Here is a 23157-nt window from a genome sequence, read left to right as displayed (position 1 = left end):
GCCACGGTCCATGTGTATCGAAGGGGGACCTGTGAAAACCGTGAAGTCCATTGCCACGGGGGTGGCGGCGCTGACCGCCATTGGCGGCGCGGCCGCCGGTGTGGCTTCCATCGCAGCGCCGATCGGCCTGCACGAGGTGGCACTGGCGGCGATCGGAGCGCCGCTGCCGCAAGACCCGCCGCCTCCGCCCGCGCCGCCGGCGCCGGGGCAGTTGCCGACGGCTGACCAGTTGGCCAACCTGTGCACGCAAGCCACCGATCCCGGCGTTTCGTACACGACGAAGGGCAACCTGGTCGAAAACGGGATCAGCCCCGAGGAAGGGCATGTGGCCGACCATGATCTCCGAAAGGCGTACCGCAACGGGAACTTTCCCGAGCAGTTCAACGTGACCAACATCGCGCCGGCGGGCCCGAACATGGCCCAAGCCGACGTCGCCATCACGAGCCCGAAGTTCGCCGGCCCGGTCACCAAGCACCTCGCGTTCGTCAACCAGGGTGGCAACTGGGTTTTGCAGCACGACGCCGCGATCGCTCTGATACAGGCCGCGACAGCGACCAACTGATCACGACGCGGTGCCTACCGCGTAAACCCATGCCGGTCCGGCGAACTCGCCGGATGTTCCGACGGTCACGGACAACCCCATGCGCCGCCTTGCGGGCGCATGGGGTTTGGCATGTCAGCCCACGGCTGAATGGCGCGCGCACAGCCGGCGCACAGGTAGCTCATGTTGTTCGCACAACGGGTGGCCGTAACGTATCGGTGTCGAGACACGAAATAAAAGACGCAACGGGCACGCTGACACCATCCACACCCCCATGAACGGGCGTGCGGATCGCCAACTATGCGTCGACATTCGTGCCCACCAAAGGGGGAACCATGAAAACCGTTAGAACCGCTAAAGTCGTGGCCACTAGCGTGGCAGCACTGGCGATCGTCGGGGGCGCGGCCGCCGGCCTGACCTCGATGTCAGCGCCCAGCTCCCAGGTCGGGGTGCAGCTCGCCGCGATCGGCGCGCCGCTTCCGCAGGATCCGCCGCCGGTGCTGCCGGTCGCGGGCGCCAACGTCCCGACTCCCGATCAGCTGACCGGCCTGCTCAGCAGCCTTGCCGACCCGAGCGTGTCGTTCAGCAACAAGAGCAACCTGGTGCAGGGCGGCATCGGCGGCATCGAAGCCCACGTCGCCGATAAGAAGCTGCAGAAGGCCGCGAAAAACGGTGACCTGCCCCTGTCCTTCGACGTGACGAACATCCAGCCGACCACCGCCGGTTCGGCGACCGCCGACGTCGCGGTCTCCGGCCCCAAGCTGACCTCACCCGTCACCCAGAACGTCACGTTCGTCAACCAGGGCGGCTGGGTGCTGTCGCGGGCATCGGCGATGGAGTTGCTGCAGGCCGCCGGTCAATGATCGGCGCCTGGAGCGCGCAGGTCTAATGTCGCGATGCGCGCCGGATCCGCCAGCACATCGATGGCTCGGATCCGGCCGCCGCGCACCACAAAGCCCATGACGGACGCGGCGCGGCCGGCGACGAAGATGACGGCACCGGCGGCACCGTTGACGGTCGCGACACGCACCTCGCGGTCGGGCCCCGCGTAACTGCGGGCCAGTTCGGCCACCGAGGTTGCACCCTCGGCGCGGAACCCCGCGGCGGCCGGGCCGAAGTCGCCGCGCAGCACCACCTCGGGATCCAACACGGACACCAGGCGGTCGAAGTCACCACTGCGCCCCGCCGCGAAGAAGGCGTCGACCACCTCGCGCTGGGCAGCCAGGTCGACGTCGGGAACCGGATCGGCCCGTTCGATCCGGCGGCGCGCCCGGCTGGCCAGCTTGCGGGCCGACTCCGGTGTCCGGTCGACGATCGTGGCGATCTGATCGAACGGGATCGTGAAGACGTCGTGCAACACGAAGGCCAGCCGCTCCGCCGGCGGCAACGTGTCCAGCACCACGAACAGCGCCAGCCCCACGGCGTCGGCCAGCATCGCGCGGTGTTCGGGATCGAATTCACCGTCGGCTTCCACGATCGGGTCGGGCAGGTGGGCGCTCAGCTCCTCGCGGCCGTGGGTTCGACGGTCGCGCAACATGTTCAGGCAGATGCGGGCCACCACGGTCGTCAGCCAGGCGTCGGGGTTGGCGATAGCTTCCCCGGAGCTGCGGTTCAACCGCAGCCAGGCCTCCTGCACGGCATCCTGGGCGTCGTCGATCGAACCAAGCATGCGGTAGGCGATGGCGCCCAAGCGTGGTCGGGCGGCCTCGAAGCGGGCCGTCAGAGACGCATCCGGCTTTGTCACGGCCGATCGGTCTCGGGCAGGGCGCACACCCGGTCGCCGGAAAAGCCCGACGACCCGATGTCGAGCGCGATGTTGAAGCGGGCACGAAGGTTGCCCAGCGTGATGACGTGGGTCAGGCCGACGAGTTGGGCGGTGTCGAAGTGCGCGCGCAGCGCATCGAAAAGTTGATCGCTCACCTCGACCGGGGTGCGGCTGATCGCGGTCGCGTACTCGAGGATCAGCTTGTCGACATCGGAAAAGCACGGGGCGTCCCGATAGTTGGCCATCCCCAACAGCTCTTCGTCGGTGATGCCCCATCGCCGGGCGATCTGGGAGCCGAGGTCGATGCAGTATTCGCAGCGCACCGTCGTCGCCGACTTCAGCTCCGCCAGCGCGCGGTGACGCGGGCTGAGAACGTCCAGCTTCGACTCCGCCTGCTCCAACTTGCCGTAGGCGTTGAGCAATCTCGGGATATGGGCGTACATCCGCAGCGGTTCCAGCATTCCCGCGGTTTCGAGCCCGGTCATCTGCGCGAGCTTGCGCTTGGTGAAGAAGAAGGCGATTTTGGCGCCCAGGCCGGCGTCGCGGTCGGAGACTCCCTGTAGCCGTGGCATGGCGATCCTCCTGGCAAGTTGTGGTCGTGAACCAACGTCCTCACCAGGTCGACACGCGGGGAGGCCCGAACGTGACCACTCGACTACCCGGGCTGGCCCAACGGCATGTCCATGTCAAACACGCGGGCGTGCAGCACGGTGCGGTTCCGCAGTGCCGCGCGCACCGCGCGATGCAAGCCGTCCTCGAGATAGGTGACGCCCTTCCACCGCACCGCGTGCGGAAAAAGATCGCCGTAGAAGGTGGAGTCCTCCGAGAGCAGGCGGTCCAGCGCGAGCACCGTTGTGGTGGTGACCAATTCGTCGAGCCGGATCTGCTGCGGCGGTATCTGGGACCAATCCCGATAGGACAGGTTGTGCTCGGGATACGGCTTGCCGTCGCGCACGCCCTTGAAAATCATTGGCCGATCTCTCCCGACGCGTTGCCCTGGCCCGACCGGTTCATGCTGGAAAGGCTAGTCGGACACCGGTGATCCCGGCGAGCAGACACACAAGCACCCCGACACGCCGACGGAAGAGGGGCTTTTGTGTCTGCTCGCGCTCCACCGGTGAGGGCGAAGGCGCCCGAGACCGTAAAATGAACCGGGTTAAGCGGGCATCGAAGGAGGTGACACCAGTGGGAAGTGCCGACGACCGTCGGTTTGAGGTGCTGCGGGCCATTGTCGCCGACTTCGTCGCCACCCAAGAACCGATCGGTTCCAAGGCGTTGGTGGAGCGCCATAACCTGGGCGTCTCGTCGGCGACCGTCCGCAACGACATGGCGGTGCTCGAGGCCGAGGGCTACATCACCCAGCCGCACACCAGCTCCGGGCGGGTGCCCACCGAGAAGGGCTACCGCGAATTCGTCGACCGGCTCGACGACATCAAGCCGATGTCCTCGGCGGAACGGCGCGCGATCCAGGGCTTCCTCGAATCCGGTGTCGACCTCGATGACGTCCTGCGCCGCGCGGTGCGGCTGCTGTCGCAACTGACCCGGCAGGTGGCGGTGGTGCAGTACCCGACGCTGTCGTCATCGACCGTGCGCCACCTCGAAGTGATCGCCCTGACACCCGCGCGGCTGCTGATGGTCGTCATCACCGACTCCGGCCGGGTGGACCAGCGCGTCGTCGAGCTCGGCAACGTCATCGACGACCACGAGCTTTCTCAGCTGCGGGAGATGCTCGGCCAGGCGCTGGTCGGCAAGAAACTGCCGGCCGCCTCCGTCGCGATGGCCGACCTGGCCGGACAGCTGAGCAGCCCCGACGGCCTGGGTGACGCCGTGGGCCGATCGGCGACGGTGTTGCTCGAGTCACTGGTCGAGCACACCGAGGAACGCTTGCTGATGGGCGGCACCGCCAACCTGACCCGCAACGCCGCCGATTTCGGTGGCTCGTTGCGCTCCATCCTGGAAGCGCTGGAGGAGCAGGTGGTGGTGCTGCGGTTGCTGGCGGCCCAGCAGGAAGCCGGTAAGGTGACGGTGCGCATCGGCCATGAGACGGCCGCCGAGCAGATACTGGGCACCTCCATGGTGACGACCGCCTACGGCACCTCCGACACCGTTTACGGGGGAATGGGTGTGCTGGGGCCCACCCGGATGGACTATCCGGGAACTATCGCCAGCGTTGCAGCGGTTGCCCTTTATATCGGCGAAGTCCTGGGTGCTCGATGAACGCGCACCCGCAGTGTGGGTAGGCGCGGAGAAAGACCAGGTATAGGAGAGTCAGGCGTGGCACGCGATTATTACGGGCTGCTCGGCGTGGGCAGAAACGCCGACGACGCGGAGATCAAGCGCGCGTACCGCAAGTTGGCGCGCGAACTGCACCCCGACGTCAACCCCGATGAGGCCGCGCAGGCGAAGTTCAGGGAGATCAGCGTCGCGTACGAGGTGCTGAGCGATCCCGAGAAGCGGCGGATCGTCGACCTGGGCGGCGATCCGATGGAGAACGCGGCCACGGCGGGCGGCGGTTTCGGTGGCGGATTCGGTGGCCTGGGCGATGTGTTCGAGGCCTTTTTCGGTGGCGGCTTCAGCGGCGGCGCGACCTCCCGCGGTCCGATCGGCCGGGTACGGCCGGGCTCGGATTCGCTGCTGCGGATGCGGCTCGATCTCGAAGAGTGCGCGACCGGCGTGACCAAGCAGGTCACCGTCGACACCGCGGTGTTGTGTGACCGCTGCCAGGGCAAGGGCACCAACGGAGATTCTGCGCCGGTGCCGTGTGACACCTGTGGTGGTCGAGGCGAGGTCCAGACCGTGCAGCGCTCCCTGCTGGGGCAGGTGATGACGTCGCGGCCGTGTCCGACCTGCCGTGGCGTCGGGGTCGTCATCCCCGACCCATGCCACCAATGCATGGGCGACGGCCGGGTGCGCGCGCGCCGGGAAATCAGCGTCAAGATTCCCGCCGGTGTCGGCGACGGCATGCGCGTGCGGCTGGCAGCCCAAGGCGAGGTGGGGCCCGGCGGGGGGCCGGCCGGCGATCTGTATGTCGAGGTTCACGAACAGAGCCACGACGTCTTCGTCCGCGAAGGCGACGACCTGCACTGCACGGTCTCGGTGCCGATGGTCGACGCGGCGCTGGGCGCCACCGTCACCGTCGACGCCATCCTGGACGGGGTCAGCGAAATCACCATTCCGCCTGGCACGCAACCGGCTTCGATCATCACGCTGCGTGGCCACGGGATGCCGCACCTGCGCTCCGGCACCCGCGGCGATCTGCATGTCCACGTCGAGGTGGTGGTTCCCGCCCGTCTGGACGGCCGCGACACCGAACTGTTGCGCGAACTGAAGGCTCGGCGCAGCCGCGACGTCCCCGAGGTGCGCTCGACCCATGCCGGCGGCGGATTGTTCAGCCGGCTGCGCGAAACGTTCACCGGGCGCTAGCCGGGGGAAGGCGCGCCCATGGTCGCGACCCTGTTTTACACCGACGATCTGCCCGAGGCCGGCGCGCTGGCCGTCCTGGACGGCGACGAGGGGTTTCATGCGGCCACCGTGCGGCGGATTCGTCCCGGGGAGCAGTTGGTGCTCGGCGACGGCGCCGGCGGTCTGGCGCGCTGCGAGGTGGAGCACGCCGGGCGTGACGGGTTGCGCGCGCGGGTGCTGGAGCGCTGGAGCGTTGCGCCCTTGTGTCCGCCGGTGACGGTGGTGCAGGCCCTGCCGAAGTCGGAGCGTTCGGAGTTGGCCATCGAGTTGGCCACCGAAGCCGGCGCCGACGCGTTCCTGGCCTGGCAGGCGGCCCGTTGTGTGGCCAACTGGCACGGCACCCGGGCCGACAAAGGCTTACGCCGATGGCGTGCCGTCGCCCGCTCGGCGGCCCGGCAATCCCGCCGGGCGCACATCCCGTCGGTCGACGGGGTGCTGTCCACCGCGGAGCTGACGTCGCGGATCCGCGGCGACGTGGCCGGCGGTGCACGGGTGCTGGCATTACACGAGTCGGCCACCGACCGGCTCGCCGACGTTGATCTCGCACGAGCGAGATCGGTGTTTGTGGTGGTCGGCCCGGAGGGCGGCATCGCCGATGACGAGATCGTGGCGTTGTCCGACGCGGGCGCGACGGCGGTGCGGCTGGGTCCGCAGGTGTTGCGGACGTCGACCGCCGCGGCGGTGGCGCTCGGCTCACTCGGGGTGCTGACGCCGCGATGGGACCACGGGTCGAGCTTGTGACTGTTCAGGCCTGCCGTCGCATACCCCCGCCGCGACACTGAACAGCCGTCTCGTGTTGCACATTGGGGCCAGCGACGTCCCGGCGGTAGGATAAAAGCGCTAGAAAACGCCACGATCGGCGAGTACTCCACACAAGGCAGGCATCGAAAACCACGTGACGCCCCGCGAGACCAGCGCTGCTGACGCAGCCGGAGCCCTGTCGGCCGACGCTCAAGTTCGCAGCAGCATCAATGTTCCGCCCGATACCGTCATGGGCCTGCTGGGTTCGGCCGACGAGAACCTACGCTCCCTGGAACGCACCCTGGACGCGGATCTGCACGTGCGGGGCAATACCCTCACCATCTCCGGTGAGCCCGCCGACGTCGCGCTCGCCGAGCGGGTGATATCCGAGCTGGTCGCGATCGTCGCCAGCGGTCAGACGTTGACCCCGGAGGTGGTTCGGCACAGCGTCGCCATGCTGGCCGGCACCGACAACGAGTCACCGGCCGAAGTGCTGACACTGGACATCCTGTCGCGGCGCGGGAAGACGATCCGGCCCAAGACGCTGAACCAGAAGCGCTACGTCGACGCCATCGACGCCAACACCATCGTCTTCGGGGTCGGTCCGGCCGGCACCGGCAAGACGTATCTGGCGATGGCCAAGGCCGTCAACGCATTGCAGACCAAACAGGTCAGCCGCATCATTTTGACCCGACCGGCCGTGGAAGCCGGTGAGCGCCTTGGCTTTTTACCGGGCACGCTCAGCGAGAAGATCGACCCGTACCTGCGCCCGTTGTACGACGCGCTTTACGACATGATGGATCCCGAGCTGATCACCAAGCTGATGTCGGCGGGCGTGATCGAGGTGGCGCCGCTGGCGTACATGCGGGGCCGCAGCCTCAATTCCGCGTTCATCGTCCTCGACGAGGCGCAGAACACCACCGCCGAGCAGATGAAGATGTTCCTCACCCGCCTGGGTTTCGGATCCAAGATCGTCGTCACCGGCGACATCACCCAGATCGATCTTCCGGGAGGCGCCAAGTCGGGTTTGCGCTCGGCGATGGAGATCCTCGACAGCGTCGACGACATCCACGTCGCGGAGCTGACCAGTATGGACGTGGTGCGCCACCGGCTGGTCTCCGAAATCGTGGACGCCTATGCGAAGTTCGAAGAACCCGACCTGACGATGAACCGGGCGGCGCGGCGCGCGTCGGGCTCGCGCGCTCGTCGATGATGGTGCGGTGAGCGGGTTCCATGAGCATTGAGGTGTCCAACGAGTCGGGTATCGACGTCTCCGAGACCGAATTGATCAGCGTCGCGCGGTTTGTCATCGCCAAGATGGACGTCAATCCGGCGGCCGAGCTGTCCATGGTGCTGTTGGACACCGCGGCGATGGCCGACATGCACATGCGCTGGATGGACCTGCCCGGCCCCACCGACGTGATGAGCTTCCCGATGGACGAGCTCGAGCCGGGGGGACGCCCGGACGCCCCGGAGCCCGGGCCCTCGATGCTGGGCGACATCGTGCTGTGCCCGGAATTCGCCGCCAGTCAGGCCGCCGCGGCGGGGCACAGCCTGGGGCATGAGCTGGCGCTGCTGACCGTCCACGGTGTGCTTCACCTGATCGGTTACGACCACGGTGAGCCGGATGAGGAAAAGGAGATGTTCGCTCTGCAGGACCGGTTGCTCGAAGAGTGGGTCGCCGACCAGGTCGAGACCTACCGTCAGGACCGCCAGGAAGAGCGAGACCGCCGGTTGCTGGACAAGTCAAGGTATTTCGACAATTGAGCCGACTCTGGATTTTGGTGGCGGCCGCCATCGCGTTCGCGCCGTTCTCGGTGATGGTCACCACCACCGACACGGTGGCGCAGGCTGCTCCCTGCGCCGGCGCGGGCGCGAACCCCGTGTCCTGTCAGCGCTGCATGTTCTACGTGAACGCCTATCACACGGCGAACGTGTGCAACGAAGACCGGCGCGGTGTCCAGGGCCCCCCGAGCAACGCCCCGACGCGGGTTCCGGAAGTGCCCATCCCGGCGTACGAGCCGCCCCCGCCCCCGCCGCCGGCGCAAAACCCACTGGTCCTTCCGCCGCCCACCTCAGGACAGAACACCGTCCCGGTGCTGGAGATCAATCCGCCGGGCCCCGACGCGCCACGAAACGCACCGGTGGTGGCGCCGCCGAGAGGGCTGGATGCGCCCTCGCTGGCGATCGCGGCGACCAAGGCCGCGCCGGTGACCCGCGTCGACCCCGCCAACCCGCCGAAGCCGCCGGCCGAGGTGGATTTCAACCAGCAGGTGCAGAACGTCGTGAGTTCCCACCGGCAAAACGTGGACGTCCTCAAGGTCGACGACCAGCGATTTGTGCGGCCGCGCCACTGGGACTACCTCGACTACGACGACGCCTATCGCCGCCCGACCCTCTACAACCCGCTCAATCAGGCGATGACGTTCCGCTACTTCTACAACGGTGCCTACCAGCAGCTATACCTGCCGCACGGCGCCCGGATGGTGCTCGACGCGACGACCGTCGGCGTGGTCCCGTTCACCGCGGTCGGTGACAGCTACGTCGCGTCGGGCAGCTTCTACGGCGGGGGTTCGATACCACTGAACGGCTACAACGGGCCGCCGCCACCGGACTACCGGCCGCCGGCGCCCCCGAAGGTGTACGAGAACGTCATAGTGTCCGTTCCCGCCAAAGGCGAGGCGGTGGAAGTGGGCCACGTGGCGGTCGTGGGGCACGACGGTAGCCAACCCGCGGGCAGCCAGGACACTTTCCTGCTCGACGACTCCACCTTGGCCTGGGGACAGATCGACAACTCCAGCAGCGCCCCCGCCCAGATCCGGGTGATCAAGACCCAGCCGACGCCGACCGTCGGCCTGACCGACGACGGCAGCTTCTTGGTGCTGCTCGCCGTTCACCACCAGGAGCCCGGTCAACCCAACCAATCCGGCTGGACCTTGGCGCTGCGCTTCGGCGGGTTTGCGGTGGTGGTGGGCCTGGTCGCCTGGCTGCTCAATCGCCGGCATCGCGGCCAGGACGACGCCGCTGAGTCCTAGCGAAGCCATGGGGGAGTCAGTGACCACGTCAAGGTACGACCATGACCGGCTGGTCTGAGCTGCTCGGCGCGGTCGCGTTGATCGCGCTCGGCGGACTGTTCGCGGCGATCGATGCGGCCATCAGCACGGTGTCGCTGGCCCGGGTTCAGGAGATGGTGCGCGCCGAGCGGCCCGGCGCGGTGGCGCTGTCGAAGGTGATGGTGGAACGACCCCGCTACATCAACCTCGTTGTGCTGTTGCGGATCACCTGCGAGATCACCGCCACCGTTCTGCTGGTGGTGTTCCTCTATGACAACTTCGGGCTGAGGTGGGGATTGTTCGGCGCCGCGGCCATCATGGTGGTGACCAGCTTCGTCGTCATGGGGGTGGGTCCACGCACCCTCGGCCGGCAGCACGCGTATTCCATTGCGTTGACGACAGTTCTTCCGCTGCAAGCGATCTCGTGGCTGCTGATGCCGATCTCCCGGCTGCTGGTGGTTCTGGGTAATGCCGTCACTCCTGGCCGCGGCTTGAGAAACGGGCCGTTCGCCTCCGAGATCGAGTTGCGCGAGGTCGTCGACCTGGCCCAGCAGCGCGGCGTGGTCGCCGCCGAGGAGCGCCGGATGATCCAGTCGGTCTTCGAACTCGGCGACACCCCCGCTCGCGAAGTGATGGTGCCGCGCACCGAGATGATCTGGATCGAAAGCGACAAATTCGCCAGCCAAGCGATCAACCTGGCGGTGCGCAGCGGGCATTCACGCCTCCCGGTGATCGGTGAGAACGTCGACGACATCGTCGGGGTCGTGTACCTGAAAGACCTTGTCCAGCAGACGGTTTTGTTGGGTGACGGCGGCCGGACCCCTCCGGTGTCGCAGGTAATGCGGCCGGCGGTCTTCGTGCCGGACTCCAAGCCCTTGGATGCGCTGCTGCGCGAAATGCAGCGCGACCGTAACCACATGGCGCTCCTCGTCGACGAATACGGCGCGATCGCCGGCCTGGTCAGCATCGAAGACGTGCTGGAAGAAATCGTCGGTGAGATCGCCGACGAGTACGACCAGGCGGAGACGGCACCGATCGAAGACCTGGGCGACAAACGTTTCCGGGTGTCGGCGCGGCTGCCGATCGAAGACCTCAGCGAGCTCTATGGCGTGCAGTTCGACGACGACCTCGACGTCGACACCGTCGGTGGCCTGCTCGCCTTGGAATTGGGCCGGGTGCCGCTGCCTGGCGCCGAGGTGATCTCGCACGGTTTGCGGCTACATGCCGAGGGCGGCACCGATCACCGGGGGCGGGTACGCGTCGGCACCGTCCTGCTCAGCCCGGTCGAATCCGACGGCTCACCCGATGGCGAGGAACCCGCGCAGCATGACTGAATTCCGTTCAGGTTTCGTATGTTTGGTCGGCAGACCCAATACCGGGAAGTCGACGCTGACGAATGCGCTCGTCGGGACGAAGGTCGCGATCACCTCGAAGCGGCCGCAGACCACCCGGCACACCATCCGCGGGATCGTGCACCGGGACGACTTCCAGATCATTCTGGTGGACACGCCGGGTCTGCACCGCCCGCGCACCTTGCTGGGCAAGCGGCTCAACGACTTGGTGCGCGACACCTATGCCGAGGTCGACGTGATCGGGCTGTGCATCCCGGCCGACGAGGCGATCGGTCCGGGGGACCGGTGGATCGTCGAGCAGATTCGCGCGACCGCGCCCAAGACGACACTGGTCGCCATCGTCACCAAGATCGACAAGACGCCCAAAGACCGGGTCGCCACGCAGTTGGTCGCGGTCAGCGAGCTGGTCGGCGACTCGGCCGAGATCGTCCCGGTGTCGGCGGTGACCGGGACACAGGTCGACGTCTTGACCAACGTGCTGTCCGCGGCGCTGCCGCCCGGGCCTGCCTACTACCCCGACGGTGAGCTGACCGACGAACCCGAAGGGGTCTTGATGGCCGAGCTCATCCGGGAAGCGGCTCTGGAAGGGGTGCGCGACGAGCTCCCGCACTCGTTGGCGGTGGTCATCGACGAGGTCAACCGGCGGGAGGGGCGCGACGACCTGATCGACGTGCACGCGCTGCTCTACGTCGAGCGCGACAGCCAGAAGGGCATCATCATCGGCAAAGGTGGCTCCCGGCTGCGGGAAGTCGGCACCGCCGCACGCGCCCAGATCGAGAAGCTGCTCGGCACCAAGGTTTACCTCGACCTGCGCGTCAAGGTCGCCAAGAACTGGCAGAGCGATCCCAAACAGCTTGGCCGGCTGGGCTTTTAACGGTCGCGCGGGGGCGCATCTGGCGGGCGGCAGGCCAAAGCGGTAATTCGCCGCGATGGCCTGCCAAGACGTCGCGATGTTGGGATGCTTCGCCGGGTACGTCAGCCGGGGGGCGCAGGCGCCGGCGGGGTGTCGGGGCTCTGGTTCCACCACGCCTGAGGCTGTTCGCTCGCCCATCCGCACACGGCTTCCAGCTCGGCGGCCAGCGAAATCAGCATGCCCTCGCTGTTCGCCGGGCCCATCAGCTGCACCCCGATCGGCAAGCCATCGGAGGTGAAGCCCGCCGGCACGTTGATGGACGGCCACCCCAGGACGTTCCACGGGAACGTCAGCGGGCAGGCCGCGATCATGGCGCGGTCGGTGCCGAAGCCACTCAACCGGTCGAAGGCCCGCGCCGGCGGCGGGGGCTGGGCGGTGGTCGGCGCCAACACCACGTCGACGATGTCGAAGATCGAACCCACCCGGCGCTGGTCGGCCCCCTCGTGGCGGCGCGCGCTGCGCAGGATCGCCTGGCCCAGCGCGGCACCCAGGCGCAGGTTGGACAGGGTGCGGGGGTCCAACACGACCCCGTCGCCCAAGCGTTCTTCCCAGTCCCGCAGACCCGCGGTGGACCGGGCGAGAAAGTCCCACGACAGCCGCATGCCGTAGTCCGGGTTGCCGGGCACCACGGTGTGGCCCAGCAATTCGAGTTGTTTGCCCACGGCGCGGGTCGCGGCCAGGATCTCCGGGTGCAGCTTGGGCCGGAAACCGGTGTACGGGAACCGGGTTGACAGCGCGATGTTCAGCGGGCCGGGCGCCTTCCCGACATAGTCGGAGGCGGTGATCGGAGGCGGTTTGTGTCGATCGCCCTCGACGTTGCCGGAAGCGGCGTCGAGCACCAACGCCGCGTCGGCCACCGTGCGGGCCAGCACGCCGTTGACCGTGATGCCGTTGAACGCCTCCGGCAGCGGCCAGGTCGAGATGCGTCCGCGTTGCGGCTTGATGCCTACCAGGTGCGTCCACGCCGCGGGGATGCGGATGCTGCCGGCGCCGTCGGACCCGATGGCGGCCGTGACCAGGCCCGCGGCCACCGCCGCGGCGCTGCCACCCGACGAACCGCCGGGGGTGTGCCGGCGCGACCAGGGGTTGCGGGTATGCCCGAAACCGGGCCCGCTGGTAAACGGCCATTGGCCGAGTTCGCAGGTGTTGGTCTTGCCCACGATCACCGCGCCGGCGGCCTTGAGGCGGCGCACCACCTCGGCGTCGTGCGTCGCCGGCGCGACCGACCCCTCGGTACCGAACGCGGTGGGCACGCCAGCAACGTCGACGTCGTCTTTGACGGCGATCGGAATCCCCAGCAGCGGGGCGGTGTCACCGGCGGCGCGACGCCGGTCGGCCTCGGCAGCGTCGGCCAGCGCCGACTCGGTGAGCACCACGCGGAACGCGTTCAGCGTGGGCTGGCTCGCATGGATGGCGTGCAGCGAACGACCCACCAGTGTGGTGGATGTCACCGAGCGGCTGGCCAGCTGATAAAGCAGGTCAGTCAGCGTGGGCAGGCGCCGTCGCCCCGGCCCGGAACCCGAGCCGGAAAGGGGGCCGAAGCCCGACCCAGAAGCGCCAATCACGGGGTACGAGACTAACGGCGCGGATACCCGCAATGTCGCGGCGGGGTGCAAAACTATTGGGATGCGGCTATACCGAGACCGAGCTGTTGTGCTGCGCCAGCACAAGCTCGGCGAAGCCGACCGGATCGTCACCCTGCTGACCCGTGATCACGGGCTGGTTCGCGCGGTGGCCAAGGGCGTGCGTCGCACCCGCAGCAAATTCGGTGCGCGGCTGGAGCCGTTCGCACATATCGACGCGCAATTACACCCCGGCCGCAACCTCGACATCGTCACCCAGGTCGTCTCGATCGACGCGTTCGCCACCGACATCGTCAGCGACTACGGCCGGTACACCTGCGGGTGCGCCATGCTGGAAACCGCCGAACGCCTCGCCGGTGAGGAGCGAGCGCCCGCCCCGGCCCTGCACGGCCTCACGGTGAGCGCCCTGCGGGCGGTGGCCGACGGCCGCCGGTCCCGGGACCTCCTGCTGGACGCCTACCTGCTGCGCGCGATGGGCATCGCCGGATGGGCGCCGGCGCTGAACGAGTGCGCCCGCTGCGCCACACCCGGTCCCCATCGCGCGTTCCATGTCGGCGCCGGCGGCAGCGTCTGCACCCACTGCCGCCCGGCCGGTTCGACGACACCGCCTCCGGGGGTGCTGGATCTGATGTCCGCACTCCACGACGGCGATTGGGACTTCGCCGAAAAGACGCAGCAATCACACCGCAACTACGTCAGCGGTCTGGTGGCGGCGCACCTGCAATGGCATTTGGAGCGGCAGCTCAAGACGCTGCCGCTCGTAGAACGGACGTATCACGTCGACCGCACCATCGCCGATCAGCGCGCAGCGCTGATCGGGCAGGATATGGACTGTGGCTAAAGTCTGGGCCGGCGGCTCTGGTCGGAGGGCCGAGCGCGCCTCGGGGTCGGCCGATTTCCCGCAGCTGCCCCCCGCGCCCGACGACTATCCGGTCTTTCCCGACAAGTCGACCTGGCCGGTCGTCTTTCCGGAGCTGCCGCCGTCCGCCGACGGTGGCCCTCGCCGGCCCCCGCAGCACGTCTCCAAGGCGGCCGCACCCAGGATCGAGGCCGACCGGCTGCCCGGCCACGTGGCCATCGTCATGGACGGCAACGGCCGCTGGGCCACCCAACAGGGGCTGACCCGTACCGACGGCCACCGGGCGGGCGAGGCCGTCGTTATCGACATCGTCTGTGGCGCAATCGAAATCGGGATCAAATGGCTCAGCCTGTACGCCTTCTCCACCGAGAACTGGAAGCGTTCGCCCGAAGAAGTCCGCTTCCTGATGGGCTTCAACCGCGACGTGGTGCGCATGCGGCGGGTGAACCTCGAGGCGATCGGGGTCAAGATCCGGTGGGTCGGTTCGCGGCCGCGCCTGTGGCGCAGCGTGATCAATGAATTGGCGATCGCGGAGGACATGACGAAGGACAACGACGTCATCACCGTCAACTACTGCGTCAACTACGGCGGCCGCGCCGAAATCGCAGAGGCCGCAAAGGAAATCGCACGCTTGGCCGCGGCGGGTCGGCTCAACCCGGAGCGCATCACCGAGTCGACGGTGGCGAATCACCTGCAGCGGCCCGACATTCCCGACGTGGATCTGTTCTTGCGGACCTCGGGGGAGCAGCGGTCCAGCAATTTCATGTTGTGGCAGGCGGCGTACGCCGAGTACATCTTCCAGGACAAGTTGTGGCCGGATTACGACCGCCGCGACTTGTGGGCCGCTTGCGAGGAATACGCCTCGCGCAATCGCAGGTTCGGGAGCGCATAGTGCCGTCATTACAGGAGCGTCTGCCGTCGATTCTCGCCGATGTCCTTGCGCTGCAGGAGGAGACCGACGGCGCGCTGACCGTCCACCATGACGGTACGATCGCATCGCTGCGGGTGGTCAACATCGCCGAAGGCCTCGATCTGGTGTCGCTCACCCAGATAGTGGCGTGGGATCTGCCGCTGACCAAGAAGATCAGCGACCACGTGGCCAAGCAGGCGCGCGACAGCAACTTCGGCAGCGTGAGCCTGATCGAGAAGGTCAATGACAAGGCCGTGCAGCGCAATTCGGGCAAGGGTGCGGCCAAGAGCGCCGACGTGATGCTGCGCTACAACTTTCCCGGCGCCGGCCTGACCGACGAGGCCCTAAGGACCTTGATCTTGTTGGTGCTGGACACCGGAGCCGAGATGCGCCGGACGCTGACGCGGTGAACCGGCCCGCAATCGCGCTGAGTCGCGAGTCAGTGCCCGCACTCTGAACAGGTGCCGAAGATTTCGATGGTATGGCTGACGTCGGAGAAGCCATGCTTGGCGGCCACGGCCGTCGCCCATTCCTCGACCTCGTGATCGCCCACCTCGATGGTGGACCCACAACCGCGGCAGACCAGGTGGTGGTGATGGTGCTCCGAACATCTGCGGTAGACCGATTCGCCGGTGTCGGTGCGCAGCGTGTCGATCATTCCCGCCGCGGCCATCGACTGCAGTGTCCGGTAGACGGTGGTCAGCCCGATGTTCTCGCCGCGCCGGCGCAACTCGTCATGCAGCTCCTGGGCCGAGCGGAACTCGTCGAGTGTCTCCAGCAACGTGGAGATCGCGGCACGCTGACGGGTGGAGCGGACACTCGCTCCGGTCATGGGCGCCGCTCCTCCTCATTGCTTCGCGCTGCATCGTCGCCGGCGCGTGTCATTGGCGCGGCTCCTCACTCGCGTGCGCGACCGCGTCCACCACGATGTGCGCGAGGTGATGGTCGGCGAGCCGGTACAGCACTTCGCGGCCTGACCGCTCGCCGGCGACCACGCCCGCCGCCTTGAGGATCTTGAGATGCTGGCTGACCAGCGGCTGGGGCACACCGAGCGCGTCCACCAGCTCATGCACGCAGCGATGGGACTCGCGCAATTGCAGCACGATCGCGATGCGCACGGGTGCCGCCAGCGCGCGCAACAACTCGCCCGCGGCATCGAGGATCTCGCGCGGCGGCGGGACGGGGTAATCGGCCGGTCCGGAGTGCCCACCGGCGTCGAGCCCGCCATGGTCGTGGGCGACCGCGTCCAGGTCCGTTCCCATGTCGCCATCGGTGGCGGCCGGCATCGAGGGAGAGGGTGAGGGGGACATCATGGAGCGGCATCACCTCGAGAAGTGCCAGGTAGTGGGAGAGTGTCCGCCATATCGGCTGCCTTCCACTGTCACATGCATGATGACGCATGTCAAAGACCGCGGCGCCGATCGCTACCATGACTGATGCTCCGCGCGCGGCGGTCGACCGCCCAGCGTGCCCACCCAACCCCGGAAAGGGAGTACACCACCCCGTGGCGTCCGTCATCGACACCGTAGTGAACCTGGCCAAACGGCGCGGCTTCGTCTTTCCCTCGGGGGAGATCTACGGCGGAACGCGGTCGGCGTGGGACTACGGCCCGTTGGGTGTGGAGTTCAAGGAGAACATCAAGCGGCAGTGGTGGCGCTCGGTGGTCAGCGGACGCGACGACGTCGTCGGCCTGGATTCGTCGATCATCTTGCCGCGACAAGTGTGGGTGGCCTCCGGCCACGTCGAGGTCTTCCACGACCCGCTCGTCGAGTCGTTGATCACCCACAAGCGCTACCGCGCCGACCATCTCATCGAGGCCTACGAGGCCAAGCACGGCCACCCGCCGCCCAACGGGCTGGCCGACATCCGCGATCCGGACACCGGCGAGCCGGGGCAGTGGACCGAGCCCCGCGAATTCAACATGATGCTCAAGACCCACCTGGGACCCATCGAGACCGAGGAGGGCCTGCACTATCTGCGACCGGAGACCGCGCAGGGCATCTTCGTCAACTTCGCCAACGTGGTGACGACCGCCCGCAAGAAGCCGCCCTTCGGTATCGGTCAGATCGGCAAGAGCTTCCGCAACGAGATCACCCCGGGCAACTTCATTTTCCGGACGCGCGAGTTCGAGCAAATGGAAATGGAGTTCTTCGTCGAGCCCTCGACCGCGAAGGAATGGCATCAGTACTGGATCGACACCCGGCTGCAATGGTACGTCGAGCTGGGTATCGATCCGGAGAACCTGCGGTTGTTTGAACACCCGGCCGACAAGCTGTCGCACTACTCCGATCGCACCGTCGACATCGAGTACAAATTCGGGTTCGCCGGTAATCCGTGGGGTGAGCTGGAGGGTGTCGCCAACCGCACCGATTTCGACTTGTCGACACATTCAAAGCATTCCGGGGTCGACCTGTCGTTCTACGACCAGGCCACCGACGCGCGGTACATCCCGTATGTCATCGAACCGGCGGCCGGTCTGACGCGGTCGTTCATGGCCTTCTTGATCGACGCCTACGTCGAGGACGAAGCCCCAAACGCCAAGGGCGCGATGGAAAAGCGCACCGTCCTGCGGCTGGACCCCCGGCTGGCCCCGGTCAAGGCGGCGGTGCTCCCGCTGTCCCGGCACGCCGATCTGAGTCCCAAGGCCCGTGACCTGGCCGCCGAGCTGCGCAAGTTTTGGAATATCGATTTCGACGACGCCGGCGCGATCGGGCGGCGTTACCGGCGCCAGGACGAGATCGGCACGCCATTCTGTGTGACGGTCGATTTCGACTCACTCGAGGACAACGCGGTGACGGTGCGCCGGCGCGACGACATGTCCCAGGAGCGGGTCGCGATGAATACGGTGGCCGATTATCTGGCAACGCGGCTCAAAGGCTGCTAGTCGCCGGGCCGTCGCCAAGGCGCCCGGCCCGGGTCCCGTTGCGTCGGTGCGCGTCTGGCCGGCTCGCGCTGAATTGATTCTGGTGCCGTCGCCGCGCCGGATTTGCGAAGTAAGGTTTGCTTAAAAGTCCGGCCTTTTGCGGTGCGAGTGCCTTAGGATCTGCTCTGGGGCAAAAGTAGATAGCTAGTGAGCCGCGGGCGGACGTCGGCCGTCTGGTGCAGGAGCCGTTGACTCGGTCGGTTGGGGTGTGAATGATTCCCGCGTTTTTGTTCTTCCCTCCGGAGATCAACTCGGCTTTGATATTCGGCGGCCCCGGACCCGGACCTCTATTCGAGGCGGCGTCGGCCTGGGATGGGCTGTCGGTTGATTTGTCCGCCTCCGCGTCGTCGTTCAACACCGTGGTGACGGACCTGGCGGCGGGTGCCTGGACGGGACCGGCGTCGACGTCGATGACCGCGGCCGCGGCGCCCTACGTGCAATGGCTGCTCATCGCCGCGGCCGAGGCAGAGGTGGCCGCGATACGGGCCCGGCTGGCGGCGCTGGCGTTCGAGGGGGCGCTGGTGGCGACGGTGCCGCTGCCGGTCGTGCTGGCGAATCGCGCCCGGTTGCTCGTCCTGATCGCGACGAACTTCTTCGGCCAGAACACGGCGGCGATCGCGCAGACCGAACTCGAATACGTCGAGATGTGGGAGCAGGATGTGGCCGCGATGGTGGGCTACCACGCGGGGGCTCAATCGCTGGTGGAGACGTTGCCGGCGTTCAGTCCGCCGCCCGCGGGCCTCGCCGGCGGCGCGGCGTCCTCGGGTCTCGCGGGCCTGGCGGATCTGGTGACAGCACCCCTGACTTTTGCGTCGCAGTTTTTCCAGGGCTTGTCCTCACTGGGGACCGCATTCGCTTCTCAGCTGCAGTCGGTGTTCATGGCGTTCTCACCGGCCGTCTCGTCGCTGACGTCGTTGATGACGTCGACGCCGGTGGCGACCTTGACGACGGTGGCGCAAGCCGGAATGTACCCGGCAAGCGCGCTGGTGCCGCCCATGGCGACGCTGGCCCAAGCCACCGGCCCGGCGGCCGTCGCTCCGGCGGCGCCGGCGCCGGCACCGGCCGTGCTCGGTGCCACCAATGTGGCCGCCGCTGCCCCGCACAGCGTCACCAGCTTCCTCTCCGACCTGCAGCCGTTGGGCGGCGGAGGGCTGGGCGCCCTGGGAGTCGCGTCGGCGGGCCTGGGTAGCGCACGGTTCGTCGGGGCGATGTCGGTACCCGCGACGTGGCAAGGGTCGATGCCGGCCTATGTGCCCGCTCCGGCGATGTCGGGTGTGGCCGGCGCAGCGCCGACCACGGCGGCGGTGGGAGCGGCCGGGTCGGGCAGCGGCGTGCCGATGACGGCCATGCCGGTGGGCGAGAAAAACCCCGAGGGCGAGAACCGCGGCACCAAGGCGGAGGTGGTGCGGTCCCGGCCAAAGGTGGTGCCGCGGCACCGTTAGCCGAGGATGCCGCTGTGGCGGATGTGCCTGGAGTGCATGGCGGTAAGGAAACAGAATTGTTGATTACGGTGGCTGGACGGAACCGACGCTTGTATCGCAATGCACGAATTCATCTAATGCGTCCGATAAAACCACGCCGCGCGCTCGCCCGCCCGTGCTCCGGGAGGAAACGCTGTGGATCGGGAGGGAGTCGGATCGCCGCCGTGTGGCCTAAAGGGCTGCGCGCCAAGGCCTTTGTGGCTGCGGATCAGCTGCCGGTGGTCCCGCACGGGCACGCCTTGCCGGGTTTTATCGGCGCGCGTCACCCGCGCGCCGCCCCTCATCACCCGTGCCGCGAGGGGCCCGCGTCGTTCGACACACGCTCAAATTAAGGAAAATTGGCAATTCCCGCATATTTTCTTCAGTTTGTCTTACGATGTGAATCGGTTGGTGTAAATACGTTCGCCACAGCGCCCGAAACGCTTAGATCGGCTGTGGAAGGGGGCAGAGGTGCTTTTGCCTCTCGGTTCGCCGTTACCGAATGACACGGTGTCGGCGGTGCGCGGTGAGTCCGGAGTGCTCGGTGGCTTGACGGTGCCACTCAAGTGGGGGGTGGTCGTTCCACCGGACGACTACGACCACTGGGCGCCGAAGCCGGACACGAGCGCCGAAACCGCCGAGGAGACGGTCGACGCGCCCCGCCCGACGGCGGTCGCGGACGGCGTCTGGAGCGGGTTTGAAGGCGAAGCAGCGCCGCGGCCCGTGGGTGTGATACCGCATTCCCCGGCGGCCGGCTGAGACCGGTCAAGATCCGAAACTCACTGCGGTAGCCCGCATGCGGCGGCTCAGAAGCGGCCGCCCCCACCCATGAAACCGCCATCGGACGAACCCGTGGCACCGCCGAACGACGTGGGGCTCCAGCCGCCGAATCCGCCTCGCATGCCTCCGCTGAGCAGGTCGCCGATGATGATGCCGCCGAGCATCGCGCCCATGTCGCTGCCGCCGCGACGGGTGTAGGCGCGCTGCATCGTTTGCACGTCGCCGTTGGCCAGCGACTGGGCAGTGGCGGCCAGCGTCGACGCCGCATTGGCGTGGGCGATCGCCTCGGTCGGGTTCGTCGCTCCCTTGTCCTGTGCGGCCTGCAGGTGGCGTTTGGCTTCAGCCAGCCGGGTGCGGGCTTCGGGCCCGATGCTGCCCCGCCGCGTGTCGATGTAGTCGGACACCGCGCGCACCCGCGCTTGCGCGGTGAACAACGCCTGCTCCAGCGACCGGTGGAGTCGCTCGGCGGTGGCCTGCTCTTCAGCCAGGGTGGCCAGCAGCCCGTTGAGTCGGGCATCGGCCTTGGTCAGCTGCCCGAAGGCGCCCAGCGGATCGTCGGAACCACCGGCGCGTGCGCTCTCCACGGCCCTGGTGGCCGCGTCGCGGGCCGCCATCAACTCGGTGGTGTGCGCGGACTTTGTCCGCAGCCGTTCGTCGGCGCACTTTATGTCTTTGCGGATGTCTGCCATGGCCGACGGCAGCCGGTCGATGGCGTGCTGAATGTCGCTGGCCGCGTTGTCGACCGCGTCGAGCAGCGCTCGCGCCTGCCCGAGGGCCGACTCGGCGGCGCGGACGGCATCGACCAGACCGGATTGCTGACCGGTGACGGCGTGGCCGGCAAGCTCGCGGGCGCTGCCGATGTTGCGGTCGGCGAACGTCAGCCGCTGCTTGGCCGTCGTGACATTGCCGGACACCGAAGCCAGTGCGGCAGCACTGAAGTCGTTGTGCAGCGCTGCCAGCCGTTGCTCCGCCGGGGTGATCCGGGTGGTGAGTTCCACGTACTGCTGCGTCAGCGCATCAAGCCGCGAGGAAGCGTTGATCACCAAATCGCGCAACCTCTCGAACGCCTCGGTTTGTGACTCGAGCTCGCGGTCGGCCCGCGCCGCCAAGACGACCACCTGGGTGAGCAGCTCGCGCCGCTGCGCCGGTGTCTCCGGAGTGTCGTCGTCCAGCTGTTGGCGCACCGTGAACGCCTGGGACAGAGCCGCTTTGGCGTTGGTCACGGCCTGGGTGAATGGTTGGGTTCGCTGTTCGCCGAATTCGGTGACCGCCAGCTCCAGTTCGTTGGCGCTGGTGCGTAGCGCGTTGTCGACGTCCACCACCAGCGCGCGCGACAGGTCGTCGAGCGCCTGCACCGGCACCGCGGCCAGCGCGTTGACGTCGGTGGGGTCGACTCGGCGTGCGGCGGCCAATGCCGCGGCCCGCCGGCGCCGGCCGCGACGACGCATCACGAGCAGCAGACCTGCCAGCCCGATGAGAATGCCCGCCAGCGTGGCCAACAGGATCACCCGGCCCGACGAACCGGGCGACGCGTCGAGTCCGTCGGCCGCCGCCACCGCGGCACCGCCCCAGTCGCCGCTGTGCAGGGCGGGTTCGATCTTGTTGCGCCGCAAGTCGTCGACCTGGCTTGCGTTGACGCTCTTGATCGTGGACGGCACCAGGAAGGCGTATGCGCGGCTGGTGGTGGCGACGGCCAGCAGCGCGTCGTAGTCACCCAAGTCGCTGGCGCGCATGGTGCGCTGCGCCCACCCGGTCGGGGTCTGCCCGGCGAAGTCGTCGACGTAGACCACCCAGAGCCGGATGTGGCGGTCGGTGTACAGCTTGGTGACGGCCGCGGTGACCGTGCTGTGACCGGAGTCCGACAGGGCTCCGGTGGTGTCGGTGACGTAGTCGGCCAACCGGAATGGTGGTTGCGCGGTGGCCGAAGGTGCCAGCAGCAGCCCGCCGCCGAGGCCGACAGTGAGGAGCGTCGCGAGCACGGTGAGCGGGCGGGCGGTGCGCATAGGGCCAATCTAGCCTCGCGACGATGCAGGCCAGTAGGCCTGAGGAGGAGTGGGGCAATTCGGCACAGTCCGGGGCGCGACACAGGCCAGTGGGCCTGAGTGGAGCCAGACTTCGGCGGGCATTCCCTGGCAGACTGTGCGTCGGTGACCAGGAATCAGCACGACCCCTACGACGACTTCGACCGTCAGCGGCGGGTAGCCGAAGCGGCGAAGACTGCGGGTTTGCCGGGCACCGAAGGTCAGCACCGCACCGACTTCGCCCGCGACCGCGCCCGGGTCTTGCACAGCGCCGCGCTGCGCCGGCTGGCCGACAAGACCCAGGTCGTCGGGCCGCGGGAAGGTGACACGCCGCGCACCCGGCTGACGCACTCCCTCGAGGTCGCCCAGATCGGGCGGGGAATGGCCGTCGGGCTGGGCTGCGACCTCGACCTGGTCGAGCTGGCGGGCCTGGCCCACGACATCGGCCACCCGCCCTACGGCCACAACGGCGAACACGCGCTCGACGAGGTCGCGGCGAACTATAACGGCTTCGAGGGCAACGCGCAGAACTTCCGCATCCTGACCAGCATTGAACCCAAAGTCCTTGATGCGCAAGGCAATAGCGCGGGGTTGAACTTGACCCGCGCGTCGCTGGACGCGGTCACCAAGTATCCGTGGTTCCGCGGCGAAGGACCTGAAGACGGGACACGCAAGTTCGGGTTCTACGACGCCGACCGCGAGCCCGCGGCCTGGGTGCGCGCGGGCGCACCGGAGGGCCGGATGTGCCTGGAGGCTCAGGTGATGGACTGGGCCGACGACGTGGCCTACTCGGT

Annotated in this window: 24 protein-coding genes; 17 read left to right on the top strand and 7 right to left on the bottom strand. The window is 67.8% G+C overall.

Annotated features, from left to right (window positions below):
• Window positions 1–31: 31 nt before the first annotated feature.
• Together Q0W90_RS13800 and Q0W90_RS13795 are read left to right on the top strand one after the other, a co-directional pair.
• Window positions 32–562, top strand: coding sequence for a hypothetical protein (locus Q0W90_RS13800; protein ID WP_297774893.1), 531 nt, complete (start codon window positions 32–34; stop codon window positions 560–562).
• A gap of 314 nt (window positions 563–876) precedes the next feature.
• On the top strand, window positions 877–1404 hold the full coding sequence (locus Q0W90_RS13795; protein ID WP_297594353.1) for a hypothetical protein: 528 nt from the start codon (window positions 877–879) through the stop codon (window positions 1402–1404).
• Here Q0W90_RS13795 and Q0W90_RS13790 read toward each other — a convergent pair.
• The 3 genes from Q0W90_RS13790 to Q0W90_RS13780 all read right to left on the bottom strand — a co-directional run bounded on the left by Q0W90_RS13790 (window position 1398) and on the right by Q0W90_RS13780 (window position 3276).
• Window positions 1398–2285 (bottom strand): sigma-70 family RNA polymerase sigma factor, encoded by an 888-nt coding sequence (locus tag Q0W90_RS13790; protein WP_297697447.1) that lies wholly within the window; start codon window positions 2283–2285, stop codon window positions 1398–1400. The genes Q0W90_RS13795 and Q0W90_RS13790 overlap by 7 nt on opposite strands.
• Window positions 2282–2878: a carboxymuconolactone decarboxylase family protein gene (locus Q0W90_RS13785; protein ID WP_297594349.1), complete on the bottom strand. Its 597-nt coding sequence runs from the start codon at window positions 2876–2878 to the stop codon at window positions 2282–2284. The genes Q0W90_RS13790 and Q0W90_RS13785 overlap by 4 nt, the downstream gene beginning before the upstream one ends.
• Before the next feature lie 83 nt (window positions 2879–2961).
• Window positions 2962–3276, bottom strand: a complete 315-nt coding sequence (locus Q0W90_RS13780) for a type II toxin-antitoxin system VapB family antitoxin (protein WP_293037487.1) — start codon at window positions 3274–3276, stop codon at window positions 2962–2964.
• Window positions 3277–3491: 215 nt separating this feature from the next.
• Between Q0W90_RS13780 and hrcA the strand changes: the two genes are divergently transcribed.
• The 8 genes from hrcA (at window position 3492) to era (ending at window position 11788) form a co-directional block, all read left to right on the top strand.
• Window positions 3492–4523, top strand: a complete 1032-nt coding sequence (gene hrcA / locus Q0W90_RS13775; RefSeq protein WP_297594346.1) for a heat-inducible transcriptional repressor HrcA — start codon at window positions 3492–3494, stop codon at window positions 4521–4523.
• A gap of 57 nt (window positions 4524–4580) precedes the next feature.
• Window positions 4581–5729 (top strand): molecular chaperone DnaJ, encoded by a 1149-nt coding sequence (gene dnaJ / locus Q0W90_RS13770; protein ID WP_297594344.1) that lies wholly within the window; start codon window positions 4581–4583, stop codon window positions 5727–5729.
• An 18-nt stretch (window positions 5730–5747) separates the two neighbouring features.
• On the top strand, window positions 5748–6509 hold the full coding sequence (locus tag Q0W90_RS13765; protein WP_297697446.1) for a 16S rRNA (uracil(1498)-N(3))-methyltransferase: 762 nt from the start codon (window positions 5748–5750) through the stop codon (window positions 6507–6509).
• Window positions 6510–6663: 154 nt separating this feature from the next.
• Window positions 6664–7722 carry a PhoH family protein gene (locus tag Q0W90_RS13760; protein ID WP_297774891.1) on the top strand — a complete coding sequence of 353 codons (1059 nt, stop codon included), beginning with the start codon at window positions 6664–6666 and terminating at the stop codon, window positions 7720–7722.
• Between the two features lie 20 nt (window positions 7723–7742).
• On the top strand, window positions 7743–8276 hold the full coding sequence (gene ybeY / locus Q0W90_RS13755) for an rRNA maturation RNase YbeY (protein ID WP_297594338.1): 534 nt from the start codon (window positions 7743–7745) through the stop codon (window positions 8274–8276).
• A 17-nt stretch (window positions 8277–8293) separates the two neighbouring features.
• Window positions 8294–9544, top strand: a complete 1251-nt coding sequence (locus Q0W90_RS13750; RefSeq protein WP_297774892.1) for a hypothetical protein — start codon at window positions 8294–8296, stop codon at window positions 9542–9544.
• A 41-nt stretch (window positions 9545–9585) separates the two neighbouring features.
• Window positions 9586–10896 carry a hemolysin family protein gene (locus Q0W90_RS13745; protein ID WP_297602024.1) on the top strand — a complete coding sequence of 437 codons (1311 nt, stop codon included), beginning with the start codon at window positions 9586–9588 and terminating at the stop codon, window positions 10894–10896.
• Window positions 10889–11788, top strand: a complete 900-nt coding sequence (era, locus tag Q0W90_RS13740) for a GTPase Era (RefSeq protein WP_297602022.1) — start codon at window positions 10889–10891, stop codon at window positions 11786–11788. Before Q0W90_RS13745 ends, era begins: the two co-directional genes overlap by 8 nt.
• A gap of 101 nt (window positions 11789–11889) precedes the next feature.
• On the opposite strand, the gene Q0W90_RS13735 is transcribed toward era, so the two are convergent.
• Window positions 11890–13392 (bottom strand): amidase, encoded by a 1503-nt coding sequence (locus tag Q0W90_RS13735; protein WP_297602020.1) that lies wholly within the window; start codon window positions 13390–13392, stop codon window positions 11890–11892.
• A 61-nt stretch (window positions 13393–13453) separates the two neighbouring features.
• On the opposite strand from Q0W90_RS13735, the gene recO reads away from it, so the two are divergent.
• From recO to Q0W90_RS13720, 3 genes are read left to right on the top strand one after another with little or no spacing between them, the layout of a single operon-like run.
• The gene (gene recO / locus Q0W90_RS13730) at window positions 13454–14251 is read left to right on the top strand and encodes a DNA repair protein RecO (RefSeq protein WP_297697445.1); all 798 of its coding nucleotides are present in this window, start codon (window positions 13454–13456) and stop codon (window positions 14249–14251) included.
• Window positions 14244–15161, top strand: a complete 918-nt coding sequence (locus Q0W90_RS13725; RefSeq protein ID WP_297595046.1) for a decaprenyl diphosphate synthase — start codon at window positions 14244–14246, stop codon at window positions 15159–15161. The genes recO and Q0W90_RS13725 overlap by 8 nt, the downstream gene beginning before the upstream one ends.
• Window positions 15161–15589 carry a hypothetical protein gene (locus tag Q0W90_RS13720; protein WP_297595047.1) on the top strand — a complete coding sequence of 143 codons (429 nt, stop codon included), beginning with the start codon at window positions 15161–15163 and terminating at the stop codon, window positions 15587–15589. Before Q0W90_RS13725 ends, Q0W90_RS13720 begins: the two co-directional genes overlap by 1 nt.
• Window positions 15590–15618: 29 nt before the next feature.
• Here the strand turns inward: Q0W90_RS13720 and Q0W90_RS13715 are convergent, their stop codons facing one another.
• Window positions 15619–16011: a Fur family transcriptional regulator gene (locus Q0W90_RS13715; protein ID WP_297595048.1), complete on the bottom strand. Its 393-nt coding sequence runs from the start codon at window positions 16009–16011 to the stop codon at window positions 15619–15621.
• Window positions 16012–16060: 49 nt separating this feature from the next.
• Complete coding sequence (locus tag Q0W90_RS13710) at window positions 16061–16489, bottom strand: metalloregulator ArsR/SmtB family transcription factor (protein ID WP_297595075.1); 429 nt, start codon at window positions 16487–16489, stop codon at window positions 16061–16063.
• A gap of 194 nt (window positions 16490–16683) precedes the next feature.
• Here Q0W90_RS13710 and Q0W90_RS13705 point away from each other — a divergent pair, with 194 nt between their 5' ends.
• From Q0W90_RS13705 to Q0W90_RS13695, 3 genes are all read left to right on the top strand, one after another.
• Window positions 16684–18063: a glycine--tRNA ligase gene (locus Q0W90_RS13705; RefSeq protein ID WP_297595049.1), complete on the top strand. Its 1380-nt coding sequence runs from the start codon at window positions 16684–16686 to the stop codon at window positions 18061–18063.
• 251 nt (window positions 18064–18314) lie between these two features.
• Complete coding sequence (locus Q0W90_RS13700) at window positions 18315–19544, top strand: PPE family protein (protein WP_297595050.1); 1230 nt, start codon at window positions 18315–18317, stop codon at window positions 19542–19544.
• Window positions 19545–20099: 555 nt separating this feature from the next.
• Window positions 20100–20321: a hypothetical protein gene (locus Q0W90_RS13695; RefSeq protein WP_297697453.1), complete on the top strand. Its 222-nt coding sequence runs from the start codon at window positions 20100–20102 to the stop codon at window positions 20319–20321.
• Window positions 20322–20368: 47 nt separating this feature from the next.
• Here the strand turns inward: Q0W90_RS13695 and Q0W90_RS13690 are convergent, their stop codons facing one another.
• Complete coding sequence (locus Q0W90_RS13690) at window positions 20369–22345, bottom strand: TPM domain-containing protein (protein ID WP_297774890.1); 1977 nt, start codon at window positions 22343–22345, stop codon at window positions 20369–20371.
• Window positions 22346–22489: 144 nt separating this feature from the next.
• Between Q0W90_RS13690 and Q0W90_RS13685 the strand changes: the two genes are divergently transcribed.
• The coding region (locus Q0W90_RS13685; RefSeq protein ID WP_297774889.1) for a deoxyguanosinetriphosphate triphosphohydrolase at window positions 22490–23157 on the top strand (668 nt) is incomplete at its 3' end.

Origin of the sequence: Mycobacterium sp., from assembly GCF_025933915.1 — a bacterium.
Classification (GTDB): domain Bacteria; phylum Actinomycetota; class Actinomycetes; order Mycobacteriales; family Mycobacteriaceae; genus Mycobacterium.
The sequence above is the reverse complement of the archived record's forward strand: the minus strand, read 5'-3'. Positions and strand labels throughout refer to the sequence as shown.

Excerpts from the sequence above, each read along its gene's own strand:
- Q0W90_RS13710 (WP_297595075.1), bottom strand. The coding sequence starts at position 16,489 with ATGTCCCCCTCACCCTCTCCCTCGATGCCGGCCGCCACCGATGGCGAC.
- Q0W90_RS13785 (WP_297594349.1), bottom strand. The coding sequence starts at position 2,878 with ATGCCACGGCTACAGGGAGTCTCCGACCGCGACGCCGGCCTGGGCGCC.
- era (WP_297602022.1), top strand. The coding sequence starts at position 10,889 with ATGACTGAATTCCGTTCAGGTTTCGTATGTTTGGTCGGCAGACCCAAT.
- recO (WP_297697445.1), top strand. The coding sequence starts at position 13,454 with ATGCGGCTATACCGAGACCGAGCTGTTGTGCTGCGCCAGCACAAGCTC.
- Q0W90_RS13745 (WP_297602024.1), top strand. The coding sequence starts at position 9,586 with ATGACCGGCTGGTCTGAGCTGCTCGGCGCGGTCGCGTTGATCGCGCTC.
- ybeY (WP_297594338.1), top strand. The coding sequence starts at position 7,743 with ATGAGCATTGAGGTGTCCAACGAGTCGGGTATCGACGTCTCCGAGACC.
- Q0W90_RS13700 (WP_297595050.1), top strand. The coding sequence starts at position 18,315 with ATGATTCCCGCGTTTTTGTTCTTCCCTCCGGAGATCAACTCGGCTTTG.
- Q0W90_RS13715 (WP_297595048.1), bottom strand. The coding sequence starts at position 16,011 with ATGACCGGAGCGAGTGTCCGCTCCACCCGTCAGCGTGCCGCGATCTCC.
- Q0W90_RS13780 (WP_293037487.1), bottom strand. The coding sequence starts at position 3,276 with ATGATTTTCAAGGGCGTGCGCGACGGCAAGCCGTATCCCGAGCACAAC.
- Q0W90_RS13765 (WP_297697446.1), top strand. The coding sequence starts at position 5,748 with ATGGTCGCGACCCTGTTTTACACCGACGATCTGCCCGAGGCCGGCGCG.
- Q0W90_RS13690 (WP_297774890.1), bottom strand. The coding sequence starts at position 22,345 with ATGCGCACCGCCCGCCCGCTCACCGTGCTCGCGACGCTCCTCACTGTC.
- Q0W90_RS13795 (WP_297594353.1), top strand. The coding sequence starts at position 877 with ATGAAAACCGTTAGAACCGCTAAAGTCGTGGCCACTAGCGTGGCAGCA.